This is a genomic window from Alishewanella aestuarii B11 (assembly GCF_000280055.1).
Taxonomy (GTDB): Bacteria; Pseudomonadota; Gammaproteobacteria; order Enterobacterales; family Alteromonadaceae; genus Alishewanella; species Alishewanella aestuarii.
Window position 1 is genome coordinate 41397 of sequence record NZ_ALAB01000005.1, and the last position, 17358, is coordinate 58754.

The window sequence follows — 17358 nt, forward strand, 5'->3', positions numbered from 1 at the left end:
TTCCTTGTTCAATTAATAACCACTGTTAAATATAGTTGCTTTGTTACCTACAGGACAAGAGCTAACACGAAATAAAAACCGGAGCTTAATGAATGTTACATCTGGCGCTATTTCAGCCACAAATCGCCCCCAATACCGGCAATATTATCCGTCTGGCCGCCAACAATGGCTGCCGCTTGCATATTATCGAGCCAATGGGTTTTGATTTTGAAGAAAAAAAGTTGCGGCGGGCCGGGCTGGATTACCATGATTTGGCCAATGTCAGCCGTTATCCGGATTATCCGCAGTTTTTAAGCGCCATGCAGGGGCGGCGGATTTTTGCGATCACTACCAAGGGGACGCGCTTTTATCATCAGGTTAGCTTTCAGCCGGACGATGTGTTGCTGTTTGGCTCGGAAACCAGTGGCTTACCGGACAGTGTACGCGATAGTCTGCCGGCAGAGCAGAAATTGCGGATCCCGATGCAGGCGGGCGCCCGCAGTCTGAATCTGTCGAACAGTGTGGCTATTGTCAGCTATGAGGCGTGGCGGCAGCTGGGATATCCGGGCGGACTTTAAAGGGCCTTTTCGCTGCCATGACTTAGTTGCTGTAAAAACTGATTAATGGCCGCCAGCACCTGTTGGCGGATCGCATCCTGCTCCATTAACAGCTCATGCCTGCCGCCATTCAGGCTATACAGCGCCTTGGGTAAAGCGGCGGGCAGTGCATCGAACCACTGCCGTTGTGCACCATTGGCCACCACCTTATCGGCACTGCCCTGTAGCAATAACAGCGGGGTCTGGCAATGTACTACATCCCGCCTGAGCTGGCGCATGGCCAGGATCGCCTGCACCAGCCACTGGCAACTGACACCGCCCAGTTGCAACTCTGGCTCACGCTGATAGCAATCGCGCAGCGCCTGATAGCGCGCCGGGCTGGAGGTTAAATCATTACCGGCAAAAGGCTTGGCCTGATAGGCTTGCTGGCCTGGGAAATAGCCAGCCTGAGCTGCTGGCTCAGCTCTGAGCTTGCGGCAATAAGCCAGCGCCAGGCCTTCAGCGACCCGGGTTGGCACAGGTCCGCTATGGATCCCCAACATCGGAGAGCAGAAGACCGCGGCATCGAAAAAACGCCACCAGCGCTGCCAGGGCTCAGCAGTGAGTAAACCCGCTGCGATGGCACAGCCCATAGAGTGACCGAGCAGCAGATGCCGCTGATGGCCGCCAGGCTCGACGATGTGCTGTAAAAACTGTGCCAGATCCTGCTGATAATGCGCAAAGCTCTCGACATAACCGGGTTGCGGATCGGCCAGTAAGCGGCCAGAGCGGCCCTGACCGCGATGATCGATGATATAAACACTGTAACCGGCGTTAACCAGTTCCAGCATCAATTCACTGTATTTAATCGCCGTTTCAATGCGGCCACTGCTGATCACCCAGGCCGTGCTGGCGGCGGGGTTACGATGATAGCTATAGGCCAGTGGCACATCGCCGCTACCGCTTAAAACGCCATGCTGCAGCTGCTGCCAGAATGGCAGCAAGCGGCTTTGCCAGTGCTCACTGAGGTCGGTTTCAGTGGCCAGTTGCTGAATATCGGGAAAAGCTTGAGTCATCGGCAGACAGGGTAACGGCTTGGTTCAGGTAAGGGGCAGTGTAACATTAATCTGCAAACCGCCACTACTGACATTGCTGGCGCTGACCTGCCCCTGATGCTGGCGGATGATCTGGGCCACAATAGCCAGCCCCAGACCAGTACCGCCGGTTTGGCTATCGCGGCTGTGGCTAACGCGGTAAAACGGCTGAAAAATTTGCTCCAGTTGGTCACTGGCCAAGCCCGGGCCCTGATCGCTGATACTCAGCTGTGCCTGAGTGTCATGCACCTTTATGGTGCAATTAATCTGGCTGCCGGACGGACTGTATTTCATCGCATTACGGACAATATTCTCCAGTGCCCGGCCCAGCAAACGGCTGTCGCCTTCCAGCCATAGCTGTTCGGGAGCCTGCAGCACCAGCTGTTGTTGTTTGGCATCGGCTTCCAGCTGATTAATACTCAGTACTTCCTCGGCCAGAGCGACCAAATCCAGCGGGTGGCGCTCCAGTTGATACTGGCCGGCGTCCAGCTTACTGAAGGTCAGTAATTCATCCAGCATGGCTTCCAGCCGTTCCAATTCGCTTTTTAAGCGCGGCAACTGCTGCAGATCCTGCTGGCGTTCACTCAGCGCTATTGCCAGTTGGGCTCTGGCCAGCGGCGAACGCAACTCATGCGAGATATCCCGCATCAGCCGCTGCTGATTATGTAGCAGAGCACTGATTTGTTCAGCCATGGTATTAAAGCTACGGCCCAGTTGTCCCAATTCATCCGGGCGTCTGGCCAGCCGCTGCACCCGGCTATCGAGTTTGCCGCTGGCAAATTGCAGGTTTTGTTGCACCAGCTCGCGCAGTGGCCGCGAGATTGAAATGGCTAACGCAAAGCTGGCGGCCGCGGAGATCAGCACCAGCAGCAGGATCAGCAGCGGCTGTGACAGGCTGCTCAGGCGCCACCAGGGCTGCGCCGGCCGTTGCCGTAGCTGATATAGCGCCAGTTGCTGTTCGCCAAGCTGCAGCATAAAGGGGCCGGCCAGATGAGTATTATTGTGGCGTAGCAAGCGTGGCCGGTTCAGCTGATTTAGCTCAGCCAGCCAGTTCTGGTTAAAGTTGCGCGGTAGCAGTGTCGGCGTCAGCACTTGATTATCCGCCGTTTGCACCACCACCCAGCGTGCTTCGCCGTGCGCGGCCAGGCGCTGTAGCAGCTCAGCAGCGGATTGACTTTGCCGCAAGGGCTGTAGCTGTTGCTGCAGTTGCTGGATCACCCCGGGTGGTAGCCGCCGGATCTCGGTATCTTCCATCAGCTGGCGCGACAGCACTAAAGTTAAAGCCACGGTCAACAGCAATACCAGCCAGAACCAGAGGAAGATCCGGCCGGCCAGCGAGTTTAACGGGTTTAAGTGTTGCCAGTTCATCCGTTACCCTGCGTCAGAAATAAATAGCCACTGCCACGCAGGGTCTGGATTTTTTCGCTGTCGCTATGTTGCGCCAGCTTTTTGCGGATATTACTGATATGCATATCCAGACTGCGATCATACTGCTGCAGCCGCCGCCCCAGTACCAGGCGGCTTAATTCATCCTTACTGACAATTTCGCCGGCGCGGCGCATCAGCTGCTCCAAAATCTGAAATTCCGTCGCGGTGAGTGTGACCGGCTGCTGATTACAGCTGACCTGACGGTTCTGACTATTGAGTTTAACGGCATTCAGCTCCAACACGCTGGCTTGCTGCGGCGCGTCTTGCTGTAATAATTCGATCCGGCGCAGAATGGCTTTGATCCGGGCTACCAGTTCGCGTGGATTAAAGGGCTTAGCCAGGTAGTCATCGGCTCCCAACTCTAAACCGAGGATGCGATCAATATCGTCACCGCGTGCCGTTAACATTAGTACCGGGCAGTAGGGGCCCTGGCGTAGCGCTTTCAGAACGGACAAGCCATCCAGTTTGGGTAACATCACATCCAGCAGGATCAGGTCGCAACCGGCACTGGCGGCCTGTTGCAGGCCCTGCTCGCCGTCATGCACTGCCAGAAACTCGAAGCCATCTAATGCCAGATACTCCGCCACTAAGCGGGTCAGCTCAACATCGTCGTCAATCATCAGAATTTTCGGCATCTTATACCTCAAAGGTGATCACAATTGCAGTTTACGTGCTTGACTGGGCAATGTCAGGGCCTTTACAGAACCTTTACGCTGGCTTTGCGTTGCTTTGCAATAGCGGCGCTAAACTGAAAGCGTCAACCAAGCGGAGTGCAGATGATGAAAACGAATACCTTAATTTTGACCTTAAGTACTGTATTACTGTTAAGCAGCCCACTGGCGCTGGCGCATCCTGGCAAAGGCTGGCAGGGTGAGGGACAGCGGCATGAGCGCACTATGCTGCCATTAAAGCAATTGGATCTGAGTGCTGAACAGCGGGCACAAATCCAGAGTTTGATGCAGCAACATCGCGAAGCCCGGCAACAACAGCGTAATCCAGAAGCCATGCAACAGCTGCTGGACGCGCCACAGTTTGACGAGCTGGCGGCGCAACAACTGCTGGCACAGCGTGCAGAGCAGCGTGAGCAGCACCAGTTAGCGCGCTTAAAGTTACAGCATCAAATCCATCAGATTTTAACGCCGGAACAACGGCAGCAATTGGCAGAGCTGCGTAGCCAACGCCAAAGCGGCGAGGGCAAACCATGGCGTCAGCATTCGGGCGAGCGTAAAGAACGCAAAGCCCGGCAGCCGGCGAACGCGGGCTAAACGTCAACCCGCTCAGGCAGCTATTCTACCCCCAGCTCTTTCAGCTTGCGGGTTAACGTATTGCGGCCCCAACCCAGTTTGCGGGCCGCTTCCTGTTTATGGCCGTGTGTATAACGCAGCGCCTGTTCCAGTACAATTTTCTCAAAGGCCGGTGCGGCTTCGTCCAGAATATTATCCTGACCCGCTGCCAGGCGCTCGCTAACCCAGGCTGCTAATAAACTTTGCCAATCGGTATGGCCCTCCGCGCTACTCAGCTTTGGCTGAGTTTTCGGTTGCTGCAGTAATTCCGGCGGTAAGTCCGCCACCACGATATGCTTGCCACTGGCCATCACGGTTAACCAGCGACAGGTATTTTCCAGTTGCCGCACATTGCCCGGCCAGTCAAGCCGGGTCAGCACCTGCTCAGCTTCCTTACTTAGCGTTTTGGCTTCCACATTCAGCTCGGTCGCCGCTTGCTGTAAAAAATGTCGTGCTAGTTTACCGATATCTTCGCGGCGATCTTTCAGGGACGGCAGATGAATACGGATCACATTTAAGCGGTGGAATAAGTCTTCCCGGAACTTGCCCTGCGCCGCCAGTTGCTCTAAATCCTGGTGGGTCGCGGCAATGATCCGCACATCGACGTTTACCGGTTGATGGCCTCCGACCCGGTAAAACTGGCCATCGGCCAGCACCCGCAGCAGCCGGGTTTGTACGTCCAGCGGCATATCGCCGATTTCATCCAGAAACAGGGTTCCGCCATCGGCCTGCTCAAAGCGGCCTTTACGGGCATTCTGGGCACCGGTAAAGGCGCCCTTTTCATGACCAAAGAGCTCAGACTCGATCAGATCCTTCGGGATTGCGGCCATATTCAGCGCGATAAAAGGCTGTTCATGCCGTGGACTGTGTTTATGCAGCGCCCGCGCCACCAGTTCTTTACCGGTGCCGGACTGGCCATTAATCAGCACACTGATACTGGAACGGGCCAGGCGGCCGATGGCTCGAAACACTTCCTGCATCGCCGGCGCTTCGCCAATAATTTCGGTACTGAGCAGCGGTGCTGCCGGCTGCTGTTTGGCGCGCCGGTTTTTGCTGTGCTCCAGCGCGCGGCTGATCAGGCTGACGGCATCGTTCACGTCAAAGGGTTTCGGCAGATACTCGAAGGCGCCCCGTTTAAAGGCGTTGACCGCACTGTCCAGATCCGAATGCGCCGTCATAATGATCACCGGCAGTTCCGGGCTCAGTTGCTGTAAACGGCTTAACAGTTCCATCCCATCGGTACCCGGCATCCGGATATCGGATACCACGACCGCCGGCTGTTCATATTCCAGCCGCTGTAACATCAGATCGGCTGAGGCAAAACTTTCGCAGTCAATGGCACTGCGGCTCAGCGCCTTTTCCAGTACCCAGCGAATAGAATTATCATCGTCAATGATCCAGACATCCTGTTTCATGGTGCTTCCTCATAGTCTGAAATTGGCAGATAAAGCATAAAGGCGGTGTGACCGGGCCAGCTTTCGCAGTCGATCCAGCCACGTTGTTGATGGATCAGGGTTTGCGCGATGGACAGACCAAGGCCGGTGCCGCCGGCTTTGCCGCTGACCATCGGATAGAATAGGGTATCGCGGATCTCCGCCGGGATCCCCGGCCCGTTATCAATCACTTTGATACAGGCGACCAGTTTGTATCTTTTGCCGTGCAGGGTGTGCTGCGACAGAATACGGCTTTGCAACGTAATATCGCCGCCGTCCTGCAATGCTTGCTGGGCATTACGCACGATATTCAGCAGCGCCTGCTGTAACAGCTCAGGGTCAAAGTAAAAATCCGGAATACTGGGATCATAGTCGCGGTGAAAGCGGATCGGCGCTGGATTATCAATTTGCGCCAGTTGCAGTACCTGCTCGGCCATCTGATGTAAATTGCTCAGGATACGCTGCGGTGGCCGGTACGGGCCCAGTAAGCGGTCCACCAGATTGCGCAAGCGGTCGGCCTGGGCAATGATTAGCTGGGTGTACTCTTTTTGTTCGTTATTCAGCGACTCTTCCAGCAATTGTGCCGCGCCACGCAGGCCGCCGAGCGGGTTTTTAATTTCATGTGCCAGATTGCGTACCAGCTCGCGGGCAGCCAGATGTTGGTGTTGTTGCAAATTTTCCATACTAATCTTGCGCTGCTGCTCGACTTGTCGCAGTTCCAGCAACAACTGCGGCTGTTCCTGCTCCAGCAGGGTTACCGCAATATCCAGCAGTAACAGGCGGCCGTCGATAGTCACCGCCTGTACATCGCCAACACTAAAGGATTGGCGGTGCAATAAAGCATTGTGTAAGTGGCTGGCTTTTAAATCCAGATGCTGGAATAAGGCCGGAAAATAATGTTGCGCCAGACGTTTTTCGCCCAGCCCTAATACCGCACAGCTGGCGGTATTGAAATAACAAATCTGTAACTGGCTATCCAACACCAGTACTGCAGTGGTGAGCTGCTCGGTCAAGCCCTGGCTGCTTGCGTGTGCTGTCATACCCCTCCTTTGCACCAAATCGGTGCTTTTGAGCGGCAGTTTAGCCCGACTGAAGTCGGATTACACTGGCTTTGCACTAATTTGGTGAAATTACGCTGGCCCGATGCAAATAAAAGGTTGTGACAGGACTTATTGCAATTAGCTTGCCGTTTTGGTCGAGGAGTTCTAATTGAATAGTATGGGCGCCGCGGTCAACATCGCGTAGTACAAAGACGGCGCTGTTTTGTGGCTCGCCATAAGCCAGACCGTCGAATACCAGCCGCACTCTGAAGCCGCGTTGAAAACGCGGTGTGATCCGGCCTTCAATATAAACTGAGCCAGTGTTGTCGCGCACCGTACCTTGCTCTTCCGGCTGGATAATACTGACTTTAAAAGGTTCGGGTTCGGCGGGCTTTTTATCTGGCATCCGGGTATCCACCGGATCCATCAGATTGGGGCGCACAGTCAGGGTAATTTCTTCGGCACCGGGGGTTGGACTATCGGAGAAGATCACTACGCCATTGGCATCGCGGGTCACATAGATACGTTTTTCCTGAGCCGCTACGAAGCCGTGCAGCGCAAGTAAAGTTATCAGCAGTAGCAGTGTCCGCAGTTTCATGGTTACCATGCCTAAAATGTCATCCTGACGATCAGATTAACTTTAGCTGGAAAGCGTTAACTTTTCTACAAAAAAAGCTCACCGGAGTGAGCTTTTTGTTTTAATACTAAGGAATTAGTAACGCTGGCTTGCCGCCATTTACTTAAACGCTGTAGTACAGTTCAAATTCCAGTGGATGTACTGCCATCGATACTTTGCGGGCTTCGGCGCGCTTGATAGCGATGTAAGCATCAATCATATCGTCTGACATTACGCCGCCCTTGGTGAAGATGGCGCGGTTTTTATCCAGCTCGTTCAGGGCCTCATCCAGCGAGGTAGCAACCTGTGGAATGTTAGCTGCTTCTTCTGCTGGCAGATCGTACAGATCTTTATCCATCGCATCGCCTGGGTGGATCTTATTCTGAATACCGTCAATACCGGCCATTAACTGGGCAGCAAAGGCCAGATATGGGTTAGCGGCCGGATCCGGGAAACGACACTCAATACGACGGGCTTTGGCGCTTGGTACCAGCGGGATCCGGATTGACGCAGAACGGTTACGGGCAGAGTAAGCCAGCATCACCGGGGCTTCAAAGTGCGGAACCAGACGCTTGTACGAGTTGGTTGACGGGTTAGTAAAGGCGTTCAGCGCTTTAGCGTGTTTGATAATACCGCCAATGTAGTACAGCGCCAGCTCAGATAAACCGGCATATTTATCACCAGCAAACAGGTTGACGCCGTCTTTAGCCAGTGACTGGTGACAGTGCATACCTGAACCGTTATCGCCAACCAGTGGTTTTGGCATAAAGGTAACAGTTTTGCCATACAGGTGTGCCACGTTATGGATCACATACTTTAACTGCTGAATTTCATCGGCTTTTTTGGTTAAGGTATTGAAACGGGTCGCGATTTCGTTCTGACCGGCAGTGGCGACTTCATGGTGGTGAGCTTCGACTACCTGACCCATTTCTTCCAGCACCATACACATGGCGCTACGGATGTCATGGCCTGAGTCTACCGGTGGTAACGGGAAGTAACCGCCTTTAACGCCCGGACGGTGGCCCTTGTTACCCTCTTCGTAAGCGGTACCTGAGTTCCAGGCGGCTTCCGTAGAGTTAATTTTAAAGAATGAGCCCGACATATTGGTTTCGAAACGAATATCGTCGAACATAAAGAATTCTGGTTCCGGGCCAAACAGCACGGTATCGGCAATACCGGTTGACTTCAGATAGTCTTCGGCACGTTTGGCGATAGAACGTGGATCGCGGTCATAACCTTGCATAGTGCTTGGTTCAATGACGTCGCAGGTGATATTCAGCGTGGTTTCTTCAAAAAACGGGTCCAGCACGGCAGTGGTTGGGTCCGGTAACAGGATCATGTCTGAGTCATTGATACCTTTCCAGCCCATGATAGAAGAACCATCAAACATCTTGCCGTCTTCAAAGGTGCTCTCTGAGATCTGGCTGACCGGTACCGTTACATGCTGCTCTTTACCTTTAGTATCGGTAAAACGCAGGTCAACAAATTTAACCTCGTTCTCTTTGATTAATTTCAGTACGTTTTCTACAGACATGTATTCCTCCAAGTGACCCATTTTGAGCAAATATCCGGTTGGTTGCCCTGTTAAATGCCAGATATATGCCAATATCTTAAGGTGTTGTATTTAATTGGTTTAATTTGCAAGGCTGCTGCGCCAAGCCTTAGTGTTGCACCAACTTGGTGCGCAAGCGCTTCATAATGGTGCTAAAGCTAACCCGTTTCAGTGTAGTCAATTATCGGCGGCGAAAAGGGGCTGCCGAAAAAAAATACCGAAATGCTTGCAGGAGTTTTTTGTTTCGGCGCGAAAACAGAGTAGAATATGCGCCCTTTAGTTTTTATTTGCGTTCGCCTGGTGGTCATTCTGGTCATCTAGTGCCACACAGAGGATAGTTATTCATGAGCGTCACAGCGTCATCCATCGACAAGCTTCGTAATATTGCCATTATCGCCCACGTTGACCACGGTAAAACTACTATGGTTGATAAGCTGTTGCAGCAATCCGGTACCCTGGATTCGCGCGCCAAGCTGCAGGAGCGGATCATGGACTCCAATGCTCAGGAATCTGAGCGGGGTATTACCATCCTGGCAAAAAATACGTCTGTACGCTGGAATGGCTATCAGATCAATATCCTGGATACCCCTGGCCACGCCGACTTCGGTGGTGAGGTAGAGCGGGTACTCTCTATGGCAGACTCGGTATTACTGCTGGTTGATGCCGTTGAAGGCCCAATGCCACAAACCCGCTTTGTGACGCAAAAAGCCTTTGCCCACGGTTTAAAGCCAATCGTAGTCATCAACAAAGTTGATAAGCCGGGTGCACGGGTCAACTGGGTTATCGATCAAGTATTCGATCTGTTCGACAATCTGGGTGCCTCAGATGAGCAACTGGATTTCCCAATTGTATATGCCTCAGGCTTAAATGGCTGGGCATCGTTAGAAGCCGATGTGAAGAAAGACGATATTACCGATCTGTTCGAAGCCATCGTGAAATATGTTGAGCCACCAAAGGTTGAGCTGGAAGGTGAAACTCAGGTGCAGGTATCGCAACTGGATTACTCCAGCTACCTGGGTATTATTGGTATCGGCCGGATTAAACGCGGTACTTTAAAGCCAAACCAACAGGTCACCATTGTTGGCGCGGACGGTAGCAAGCGTAACGGTAAGGTTGGTCAGGTATTCGGTTATTTAGGCTTAGAACGGCATGAAACGCTGGAAGCCACCGCTGGGGATATCGTGGCTTTTACCGGTTTAGGTGAGCTGAAAATCTCTGATACCATCTGTGCCCCAAGTAAGGTTGAAGCTTTACCGGCGTTACAGGTTGATGAACCGACCGTAACCATGACCTTCCAGGTCAATACCTCGCCGTTTGCTGGTAAAGAAGGTAAGTTTGTCACTTCGCGCCAAATTTTGGAGCGCCTGAACAACGAGCTGAAGCATAACGTGGCACTGCGAGTAGAAGAAACCGAAGACGGCGATAAATTCCGGGTTTCAGGCCGCGGTGAACTGCACCTGGGCGTATTAATTGAAAATATGCGTCGCGAAGGCTTTGAATTAGCGGTATCACGGCCGGAAGTGATCATGAAAATGGTCGATGGCGTGAAGCAGGAACCGTTTGAAGTAGTGACCATCGACGTGGAAGAGCAGCATCAGGGCTCAATCATGGAGAAGATGGGTGAGCGTAAGGCCGAAATGACCGATATGCAACCGGATGGCAAAGGCCGGATCCGGATGGACTTCGTGATGCCAAGCCGCGGTTTAATCGGTTTCCGTACCGAGTTTATGACGCTGACTTCTGGCACCGGTCTGATGTACCATACTTTTGACCACTACGGTGACTTTAAAGGCGGTAACATCGGTCAGCGTAACAACGGCGTACTGATCTCTAACGCGACCGGTAAAGCGCTGGCTTATGCGCTGTTTACGCTGCAGGAGCGTGGCCGCTTGTTTACCAGCCATGCTGACGAAGTGTACGAAGGCCAGATTATCGGTATTCATAGCCGCAGCAATGACCTGACCGTTAACTGTTTAAAAGGTAAGCAGCTGACCAACATCCGGGCTGCCGGCACCGACGAAGCCTTAACCCTGACGCCACCGATCAAGCTGACGCTGGAAAGCGCACTGGAATTTATCGATGACGACGAACTGGTTGAAGTCACACCAAAATCGATCCGCATTCGCAAAAAGCACCTGACCGAGAACGAGCGTAAACGCGCCAGCCGTCAGTCAGAGTAAGCGCTTTGCTGTGACATAAAAAAGCCCCGCTTAACGCGGGGCTTTGTTTTATCGGTGCTAATAACAAGGCTTTAAGGTGCCACCATCCGCAGTAATAAGCCACACAGATAGGCGCCATAGGTACCCAGGCCATAACCGAGGATCGCCAGCAGTACACCCACCGGCGCCAACGATGGATGAAAGGCGGCAGCGACCACCGGTGCCGACGCCGCGCCACCGACATTCGCCTGGCTGCCCACTGCCATATAAAACAGCGGTGCCTTAATCAATTTCGCTACCAGTAACATCAGGCCGGCATGAAAGGCCATCCAGACGATACCGACTACAAACATCAGGGGATAGTCTAAAATGGCGGTCACATCCATATGCATACCGATAGTCGCTACCAGGATATACAAAAAAGCACTGCCGACTTTAGAGGCGCCTACTGCCTCGAGTTGTCTGACCCGGGTTGCGGACAGGATCAGGCCAACGGTGGTGGCTACCACCACCAGCCAGAAGAAGGTACTGGCCAGGCTATAGTCTGCCAGCACCGGTGCTTCGCGGCCAATCCAGGGCGCAACGATATCGGCAATTAAATGTGAAAAACCGGTCACGCCAAAGGCGACGGCAAAGATCAGCATCAGATCATGCATGGTCGGAATGCGCGCATGCTGAGCCTGATAATTCTCGATCTTCTGTTGTAGATGACGAATAGCACTGGTGTCGGCACCGGTTTTCTGGTCGAAATAGCTGGCGCGACTGGCCATCAGCAACAGCACCGCCATCCAGACATTAGCCACTATGACATCCACGGTAATCATCACCGAGAAAATGCTGCCATCAACTTCAAACACTTCTTTCATCGCGGCCTGATTGGCGCCACCACCAATCCAGCTACCGGCGATAGTACTCATGCCACGCCAGATATCACCGCCCAGTGCTTCCGGGTACAGGCTACCCAGCATCAAAAGTGCCAGTGGACCGCCAATAATAATCCCCAGGGTGCCGGTAAGAAACATAATCAGCGCTTTCGGGCCAAGGCCAATAATGGCTTTAAAGTCGACACTCAGCGTCAGCAATACCAGACTGGCCGGTAATAAATAGCGCGATGCCATCTTGTACAGGGCCGAGCCTTCCCCATCAATAATGCCAAAGCTGTTTAGCAGTGACGGAATAAAGTAGCAAAGCAGCAGGGCAGGGACATAACGATAAAAAGCTTTACAGTAGCGGTTAGCACTGTGACTGGTATAAAACACCAGCCCCAGGATCAGCGCCAGCAGGCCAAGAACGACGGCATCGTTGGTGATCAAAACAGTGGTTTCTTGCATATATTATTCTTATAAGTCAGAAGTGGGCGCCAGAGCGAGTTCAGGCGCTGGGGTGTTGCTAGTGTGCCGTAAAAAGGCCACAGCTGGCAATCTTTCTGCCGCGTAGCTGTCCCGCCTGGTCGCAGCCCGGGCCATTGTCTGCTACCCTACACCGGGTATCGCTATAGCTGTTATGGTTAAAAAGCCGAACTTAAGTTGATACTTATCAAATCCGCAAAGACGGATCCTCAGTATGATAATCAGGGCAGACCAGCGTTAGCCGGCAACGGCCAGCGGCCCTTACTACAATGCAGGAGTGTTCGAATGAATAATATTAACCGTCGTAACTTTTTCAAAATCTCAGCCGGTACCGTCATTGGTATGACGCTGGGCGGTGTCACGCTCAGAGCCTTTGCCGCTGAGCAATTAAAGCTGGATGACCCTTTAGCGGCAGCGATGCGCTATACCCACAAGTCGGAAGTGGAAGGTCAGAAATGCAGTAACTGTAACCTGATTCAGGGTGAAGATGGCCAGGAATGGCGGCCTTGCGCCATTTTCCCGGGCAAATTAGTCGCCTCAGAAGGCTGGTGTGCTGCCTGGGTGAAAAAGGTTTAAGCTAACGCCTTGAGGATAAACGCCGGCCTGCTGCCGGCGTTTTTGTGTGCGCCGCGTCTAAACTTCAGTGTTGCGTTGGGGTTTACGCGAAACTCAGGGTAAATTTAAATGCCGGCCGCCATCCAGCGCCAGTACCCGTCCGGTCAGATAGCGGCTGTCCAGAATATAGCGTACTGCTGTTACCACTTCCTGTGCCCCGGGTTCACACTGTAACAACGACTTTTGCAAAGCCTGCTGTTTATATTCCTCGGCATCACCGGCATTAAACATCAGTAGCGCCGGCGCTATGGTATTAACTTTAATCTTTGGTGCAAATTGCCGGGCAAAAGACAGGGTCAGGTTCTCTAGCGCGGCCTTGGACGCTGCATAGGCAATATGTTTGCTACTGCCAACACTGGCTACAAAATCACTCAGCTGAATAATATCGGCCTGCTCACTGAGCTGCAGTTGTGGCTGCAGCGCACGGTTAAGCAAGTAGGGCGTACGGGCATGAATTTGCTGCAAATAATCAAAGCTTTCTGCTTCTGCTTGCAGTTGCGCCAACAAGGAGTCTGCAGTTGCCGGCGGATCCTTGCGCCAGTCCGAGGCATTATGGATCAGCGCCCGCAGTGGACCAAGCTGCTGCAGCTGGCTGATAAAATCCGCCAGGCTATTTAGATCGGTCAGATCGCATTGGTAGGTTAGCACGCCGGCGGCTTTAAGTTGTGCCAGCCCCGGTCGCTCACTACGGTAGCTGGCCACCACCTGATAACCGGCCTGTTGTAGGTCTAACGCCAGTGCCAGGCCAACACGCTGCGCGGCTCCGGTGATGACGATAATGGGTTTATGCATAGGAAATCCTTGGTTAATTGCCTGACGTTTTGACGGTCAGGCAGGCGTAGCAGCAAGTATATACTTTACGCTTACTGCCGTGGATCCCTGCGTAAGGATTGCTGCTGTCATAAAAAAGACACACTTAGCTGTTAAGTTGCCGCAAGTTTCACTCCGATGCAGGTCCTCACTATGTTTAATTTCTCTACCATCGCCAGCCGGGTGCTGGTATTGGGACTGGTACCCCTGGGTTTGTTGCTGCTGGTTTTGGTGGCATCTTTTCAGGCCGCTAACAGCAAGGACCAGCTGTTTAACCGCCTGTATCATGAGCACCTGGCGATCCTGACTGGTGTTATGCAAAGTCAAAAAATTCTGCAACAGCAGGCGTTTAGCGAGGTGCAGCAATATAAATCCGGCTGGTCTTCGGCCGAGGCGACCCGTAGCAGCGTGCAGGCGCTACTGGCTGAAGCTGCGACGCAATGGCAAGGTTTTAGTGAGCAGCGTACGATAAAATCGCCGACGGATGAAGAGGCCTTTGCGGCTTTGGATGCGGCCTTTGCCAAAGCCGTTAAACATTATCAGGACTGGATAGGCTTTGTCGGTGATGATGCGCTGCTCATCAAAATTTTGAATGATTCCAGCATTGCACAGGCCGATGTACAAGCCAAAGACAGTGTTGAGCAGGCCAGGGCAACCGAGCAGCAGCAAACCGCCGGCCGCTTTGTGTCTGGCATTGCGGCCATGCATCAAGCCAGCCAGCAATTACATCAGGGCGCCAGTCAGTCGTCGCAGGCGGCAGAAGAACTGACTGCGCTGGCCGCGGAGTTAGAGCGTGGCTGGCAACAATTTCGCACTAACTGAGAAAAAGTTTTCTATTGTCATATTGCTGAAATAAAAAGCAAGCAGACTAAGCCCGTACAAATTGAAACGTCCACTTTGAGGAATGATTAAATGAAAATCAAAAACTTAACTAAACTGGTTCTGGCCACTGCCGTATCACTGAGCTTTGCCGCTCAGGCGCAAGCTACCCGCGATACTATTCAAATCGCCGGTTCATCAACTGTACTGCCGTTCTCTTCTATCGCTGCTGAAGAGTTTGGTAACAGCTTTGCTCAGTTCAAAACACCGGTTGTTGGTTCAGGTGGTTCTGGCGGTGGTTTACGTCAATTCTGTCAGGGCGTTGGCACTAACACTATTGATATCGCTAACTCATCACGCGCTATCCGTCCTGCCGAGCTGGACAGCTGTAAAGCCAATGGTGTGACAGAAGTTATCGAAGTGAAGATCGGCTACGATGGTATCGTCTTTGCGTCACGCATTGATGCCGGTACTTTTGCTCTGCAGCCGGTGCACGTATTCCTGGCTCAGGCCGCTCAGGTACCACAAAATGGCCAGATGGTTGCTAACCCATACACTCGCTGGTCACAAATCGACAAGTCACTGCCAGATCAGGCAATTCTGTTAGCTATCCCTGGTTCAAACCACGGTACCCGTGAAGTATATGAAGAGAAAGTGATTCTGGACGGTTGTAAGACGCTGCCAGAAGTAAAAGCCATGCCATCTGCTGACCAGAATAACTTCTGTTTAGCGATGCGTACTGACGGCCGTGTAGTTGAAATCGCTGGTGACTACACTGAAACTCTGGCCCGTTTACAGGCCCAGAAAGATGCAGTCGGTGTATTCGGTTTAAGCTTCTATGAAAGCAACCGTGACCGTATTAAAGTGGCTACCGTAAGCGGTATCGTACCAACTATCGATAACATTATCGCGGGTACTTACCCGGTATCTCGCCCGCTGTTTTTCTATGTAAAAGGCCAGCATATCGGCGTGATCCCAGGTCTGCAGGAATATGCTGAGTTCCACGTGTCTGAAGCGACTTCAGGCTTCGGTAGTCCACTGGAAGCTGCAGGTCTGATCCCACTGGCTGATGCTGAGCGTGCTGAAGTTCTGCAAACTATCCGCAGCAAAAAATCTCTGTAATATCCGATATTACGCTAAGGCGCCTTAGGGCGCCTTTTTTCGTTTGCGTCACTTTGTCATAAAAGTGCAATCTTGATACTTTAAGCTAGTATCAGTGGATTATCTGACGATCAGTAGCGGAGCACTGATGAATAACTTGTCACTTATAATTATTTTGCTGGTATTGCTGGCGGTAGCCTATCAGCTAGGCATGCAGCGCAGCCGTAAACTGGCTGGTGGCCAGAATAGTGCCAGCCTGCACTCACGGCCCCATCATTACGGCATGATGGTTGGGCTTTGGGCGGTACTACCGCCGTTGTTTGTGATGCTGTTGTGGAATTGGTTTTCGCCGGCAGTGATCCAGCAACTGGTGTTGGCATCCTTACCTGCTGAGATACTGGACAGCGGTGAGCAGGCTCAGGTATTACTGCGTCGTATCAGCAATCTTGCCACCAATTTTGCGGTATTAAGCGAAGCGGCGGATTGGGAGATTAGTGCGGCTAATTATCTGACCGCGCTGCAGCAAAAAAGTACGCTGTTACTAACGGCGCTGATGTTTATTATCGGTGCTTTGGGTTTGCTGGTCAGTTATCAGAAAATCCGGCCGTCATTACGCGCCCGGCATCAGGTCGAGAAAGCCTTAATGGCGACCTTACTGATCTGTTCAACCATCGCAATTTTAACCACTATCGGTATCGTGCTGTCGATGGTTGGCGAAACGCTGAAGTTTTTTAGCTTTATTAAGCCCAGCGATTTCTTTTTTGGTACCACCTGGAATCCGCGTTTCTCCACCGCTGGTGTTGCCGACGGCTCCCTGACCGGGAGTCAGGGCAGCTTTGGTTTATTACCATTGTTATCAGGCACTATGCTGGTCGCCGGTATTGCGTTATTAGTGGCGATTCCACTAGGTTTAATGGTGGCTATCTATATGGCCGAGTATGCGCCGAAAAAGGTGCGTGACACCGTAAAACCTATTATCGAGGTATTGGCCGGTATCCCGACCATTGTCTATGGCTTCTTTGCTTTAGTGGTGGTAGGGCCCTATTTAGCCGATTTGGGGCAGATGCTGGGACTTACCATCCGCGCTACCTCTGCCCTGACTGCCGGTGTGGTAATGGGAATTATGATTATCCCTTTTATCTCCTCATTATCTGATGACATTATTACTCAGGTACCCAAAGCGCTGCGCGACGGCTCCTTAGGTTTGGGTGCGACTAAGTCCGAAACTATCCGCAAGGTAGTACTACCTGCAGCATTGCCTGGGATCGTTGGCGCCGTATTACTGGCAGCCAGCCGCGCCATTGGTGAAACTATGATAGTAGTGCTGGCGGCAGGTAACAGCCCGTCGTTAACTGCGAACCCCTTTGAAGCCGTATCGACGGTAACCGTAACCATTGTGAACCAGTTAACAGGTGATAATGATTTTGCCAGCCCGCAATCATTAGTGGCCTTTGCGCTCGGTTTAACCTTGTTTGTGATTACCCTGTTACTGAATATCGTCGCTTTGGTGATCGTCCGTAAATACCGTGAACAATACGAGTAAT

General features: G+C 52.5%; 16 protein-coding genes. 7 read left to right on the plus strand and 9 right to left on the minus strand.

Features of this window, described 5'->3' with window-relative positions; genetic code table 11:
- The first annotated feature begins 92 nt into the window (after positions 1-92).
- The gene (locus AEST_RS03090; RefSeq protein ID WP_008606980.1) at positions 93-557 is read left to right on the plus strand and encodes a tRNA (cytidine(34)-2'-O)-methyltransferase; all 465 of its coding nucleotides are present in this window, start codon (positions 93-95) and stop codon (positions 555-557) included.
- On the opposite strand, the gene AEST_RS03095 is transcribed toward AEST_RS03090, so the two are convergent.
- Genes AEST_RS03095 through AEST_RS03105 form a run of 3 tightly spaced genes read right to left on the minus strand, consistent with a single transcriptional unit; the run spans position 554 to position 3672 of the window.
- On the minus strand, positions 554-1591 hold the full coding sequence (locus tag AEST_RS03095; RefSeq protein WP_008606981.1) for an alpha/beta fold hydrolase: 1038 nt from the start codon (positions 1589-1591) through the stop codon (positions 554-556). The genes AEST_RS03090 and AEST_RS03095 overlap by 4 nt on opposite strands.
- 24 nt (positions 1592-1615) lie before the next feature.
- On the minus strand, positions 1616-2977 hold the full coding sequence (locus tag AEST_RS03100) for an ATP-binding protein (RefSeq protein WP_008606982.1): 1362 nt from the start codon (positions 2975-2977) through the stop codon (positions 1616-1618).
- Positions 2974-3672: a response regulator gene (locus AEST_RS03105; protein WP_008606984.1), complete on the minus strand. Its 699-nt coding sequence runs from the start codon at positions 3670-3672 to the stop codon at positions 2974-2976. The genes AEST_RS03100 and AEST_RS03105 overlap by 4 nt, the downstream gene beginning before the upstream one ends.
- Positions 3673-3813: 141 nt before the next feature.
- On the opposite strand from AEST_RS03105, the gene AEST_RS03110 reads away from it, so the two are divergent.
- Complete coding sequence (locus AEST_RS03110; RefSeq protein WP_238534552.1) at positions 3814-4302, plus strand: Spy/CpxP family protein refolding chaperone; 489 nt, start codon at positions 3814-3816, stop codon at positions 4300-4302.
- A 20-nt stretch (positions 4303-4322) separates the two neighbouring features.
- On the opposite strand, the gene glnG is transcribed toward AEST_RS03110, so the two are convergent.
- The 4 genes from glnG to glnA all read right to left on the minus strand — a co-directional run bounded on the left by glnG (position 4323) and on the right by glnA (position 8943).
- Positions 4323-5735: a nitrogen regulation protein NR(I) gene (gene glnG, locus AEST_RS03115; protein ID WP_008606986.1), complete on the minus strand. Its 1413-nt coding sequence runs from the start codon at positions 5733-5735 to the stop codon at positions 4323-4325.
- Entirely contained in the window at positions 5732-6793 is a 1062-nt protein-coding gene (gene glnL, locus AEST_RS03120) for a nitrogen regulation protein NR(II) (protein WP_008606987.1), read from the minus strand. Before glnL ends, glnG begins: the two co-directional genes overlap by 4 nt.
- A 76-nt stretch (positions 6794-6869) precedes the next feature.
- On the minus strand, positions 6870-7400 hold the full coding sequence (locus AEST_RS03125; RefSeq protein WP_008606989.1) for a DUF4124 domain-containing protein: 531 nt from the start codon (positions 7398-7400) through the stop codon (positions 6870-6872).
- Between the two features lie 133 nt (positions 7401-7533).
- Positions 7534-8943 (minus strand): glutamate--ammonia ligase, encoded by a 1410-nt coding sequence (gene glnA / locus AEST_RS03130; RefSeq protein WP_008606990.1) that lies wholly within the window; start codon positions 8941-8943, stop codon positions 7534-7536.
- A 362-nt stretch (positions 8944-9305) separates the two neighbouring features.
- On the opposite strand from glnA, the gene typA reads away from it, so the two are divergent.
- A complete protein-coding gene (gene typA / locus AEST_RS03135; protein ID WP_008606992.1) occupies positions 9306-11141 on the plus strand; it encodes a translational GTPase TypA in 1836 nt (611 codons plus the stop codon).
- Positions 11142-11212: 71 nt separating this feature from the next.
- Here typA and AEST_RS03140 read toward each other — a convergent pair whose 3' ends face one another.
- Positions 11213-12451, minus strand: a complete 1239-nt coding sequence (locus AEST_RS03140; RefSeq protein WP_008606994.1) for a DUF819 family protein — start codon at positions 12449-12451, stop codon at positions 11213-11215.
- Between the two features lie 303 nt (positions 12452-12754).
- Between AEST_RS03140 and AEST_RS03145 the strand changes: the two genes are divergently transcribed.
- Positions 12755-13045, plus strand: a complete 291-nt coding sequence (locus AEST_RS03145; RefSeq protein ID WP_008606996.1) for a high-potential iron-sulfur protein — start codon at positions 12755-12757, stop codon at positions 13043-13045.
- Positions 13046-13138: 93 nt separating this feature from the next.
- Here AEST_RS03145 and folM read toward each other — a convergent pair whose 3' ends face one another.
- Positions 13139-13876 carry a dihydromonapterin reductase gene (folM, locus tag AEST_RS03150; protein WP_008606997.1) on the minus strand — a complete coding sequence of 246 codons (738 nt, stop codon included), beginning with the start codon at positions 13874-13876 and terminating at the stop codon, positions 13139-13141.
- Between the two features lie 171 nt (positions 13877-14047).
- Here folM and AEST_RS03155 point away from each other — a divergent pair, with 171 nt between their 5' ends.
- The 3 genes from AEST_RS03155 (at position 14048) to pstC (ending at position 17357) form a co-directional block, all read left to right on the plus strand.
- A complete protein-coding gene (locus AEST_RS03155; protein WP_008606998.1) occupies positions 14048-14716 on the plus strand; it encodes a hypothetical protein in 669 nt (222 codons plus the stop codon).
- Positions 14717-14806: 90 nt separating this feature from the next.
- Positions 14807-15835, plus strand: coding sequence for a substrate-binding domain-containing protein (locus AEST_RS03160; RefSeq protein WP_008607000.1), 1029 nt, complete (start codon positions 14807-14809; stop codon positions 15833-15835).
- 127 nt (positions 15836-15962) lie between these two features.
- A complete protein-coding gene (gene pstC, locus AEST_RS03165; protein ID WP_039925044.1) occupies positions 15963-17357 on the plus strand; it encodes a phosphate ABC transporter permease subunit PstC in 1395 nt (464 codons plus the stop codon).
- The last annotated feature ends 1 nt before the right edge of the window (position 17358 follow it).

Excerpts from the sequence above, each read along its gene's own strand:
- AEST_RS03090 (WP_008606980.1), top strand. The coding sequence starts at position 93 with ATGTTACATCTGGCGCTATTTCAGCCACAAATCGCCCCCAATACCGGC.
- AEST_RS03095 (WP_008606981.1), bottom strand. The coding sequence starts at position 1,591 with ATGACTCAAGCTTTTCCCGATATTCAGCAACTGGCCACTGAAACCGAC.
- AEST_RS03100 (WP_008606982.1), bottom strand. The coding sequence starts at position 2,977 with ATGAACTGGCAACACTTAAACCCGTTAAACTCGCTGGCCGGCCGGATC.
- AEST_RS03105 (WP_008606984.1), bottom strand. The coding sequence starts at position 3,672 with ATGCCGAAAATTCTGATGATTGACGACGATGTTGAGCTGACCCGCTTA.
- AEST_RS03110 (WP_238534552.1), top strand. The coding sequence starts at position 3,814 with ATGATGAAAACGAATACCTTAATTTTGACCTTAAGTACTGTATTACTG.
- glnG (WP_008606986.1), bottom strand. The coding sequence starts at position 5,735 with ATGAAACAGGATGTCTGGATCATTGACGATGATAATTCTATTCGCTGG.
- glnL (WP_008606987.1), bottom strand. The coding sequence starts at position 6,793 with ATGACAGCACACGCAAGCAGCCAGGGCTTGACCGAGCAGCTCACCACT.
- AEST_RS03125 (WP_008606989.1), bottom strand. The coding sequence starts at position 7,400 with ATGGTAACCATGAAACTGCGGACACTGCTACTGCTGATAACTTTACTT.
- glnA (WP_008606990.1), bottom strand. The coding sequence starts at position 8,943 with ATGTCTGTAGAAAACGTACTGAAATTAATCAAAGAGAACGAGGTTAAA.
- typA (WP_008606992.1), top strand. The coding sequence starts at position 9,306 with ATGAGCGTCACAGCGTCATCCATCGACAAGCTTCGTAATATTGCCATT.
- AEST_RS03140 (WP_008606994.1), bottom strand. The coding sequence starts at position 12,451 with ATGCAAGAAACCACTGTTTTGATCACCAACGATGCCGTCGTTCTTGGC.
- AEST_RS03145 (WP_008606996.1), top strand. The coding sequence starts at position 12,755 with ATGAATAATATTAACCGTCGTAACTTTTTCAAAATCTCAGCCGGTACC.
- folM (WP_008606997.1), bottom strand. The coding sequence starts at position 13,876 with ATGCATAAACCCATTATCGTCATCACCGGAGCCGCGCAGCGTGTTGGC.
- AEST_RS03155 (WP_008606998.1), top strand. The coding sequence starts at position 14,048 with ATGTTTAATTTCTCTACCATCGCCAGCCGGGTGCTGGTATTGGGACTG.
- AEST_RS03160 (WP_008607000.1), top strand. The coding sequence starts at position 14,807 with ATGAAAATCAAAAACTTAACTAAACTGGTTCTGGCCACTGCCGTATCA.
- pstC (WP_039925044.1), top strand. The coding sequence starts at position 15,963 with ATGAATAACTTGTCACTTATAATTATTTTGCTGGTATTGCTGGCGGTA.